The following is a 1,141-nucleotide window of genomic DNA, read 5'->3' on the forward strand; positions in this document are numbered from 1 at the left end:
GCAGGTTATAGATGACCGCTTGGCTGTTCTGAAAAAGGGGATTGAAAAAGCGCAATTAAGCAAACAGCATCGAGAACAATTGGTGTTATTTCCAGCAGAGTATTTGGCTGTATGTGAGCGAGGTTGGCTGCACTCCAAGCGTTATATGGACGAGGTATGTATTCGGGATAGCGAGCAATTCAAGCGTTTTCTAAGCCAGAGAATAATAGCGGCAGTTAAAAGAGTTTATGCTAGAGAAGTTGAGACAGCGATGAATAGTAATTTTCGTTTGTCTAAGTTGCTGCGTCAGTTCGGTATCAAGAGCGAAAAACGATTTGATCGCAATATTGAAAGTAATGAGGCTGCAATGGTGTTGATGCTTGCGACCCTTAAAGATTATTACTCCATTTTAGGTTATGACATTNAAGACATGGTTCAGCCTCAAAGAGAGTGTATTCACTTTGATCTTGGAGGGCGATTTACATATAACGATTACTTTAACCCCTTACTATCAAGTGTTGAGCGTGGTGCAGAATTAGCTTGCTTAAAACTAGAGTTTTTCATGTTGGCGAAGGCGTCAAATCTACGAGCAGAAATTAGTTATGACGAAACCTATTCGCTTTGTCTGGTTTGTTAGGAGTGAAGGTGCACGTTAAGGTAATCTCTACCGATCAGGTCTTGCTCGATACGCTAAGAATATCTCTAGATGTATTGCTGGGGTGCGAATTTGAGACGTTCAACCAAATATCTCCTGAGCTTGAACAGCAGCTTCTATTAGCGGGAAGCGAGAGCATTCTTCTCGTCGATGCAGGAATCCCAGGGGTTGATTATTGGGCTTTGGTTGGCTGGCTCGGTAGACAGTTCAAAGGCCAGGTGATTATCCTAACCAGTCCAAACTCTTATAACTTGAGCGCAGCAAAAATGATGCGCCTGGGGTGTTATGCCGTTTTGGATAAAAATAAGGGCTTCGCTCCTTGTTGGAGTGCGATTATATCCGCAGCCCAGGGGGATACGTTTATTGAGGGGGATAGTCCTTTTGCACAGCTCAGCTCCTCTGATCAGGAGCTTGCTAGAGAACTGTTAATTTACGATGTTAATCAATTATCTGAAATGAAGGGAATCTCCCAGCAAGCTATTAATAAAAAGAAATTGGCGATATATA

At 42.6% G+C, this 1,141-nt stretch carries 1 protein-coding gene; it reads left to right on the top strand.

Going from position 1 to position 1,141, the window contains the following annotated elements; all coding sequences use genetic code 11:
• Positions 1 to 624: 624 nt before the first annotated feature.
• Positions 625 to 1,141 (top strand): hypothetical protein (locus A3763_RS23995; protein ID WP_068760650.1); only part of this gene is annotated, 517 nt, incomplete at its 3' end.

This window comes from Oleiphilus sp. HI0128 (assembly GCF_001635365.1).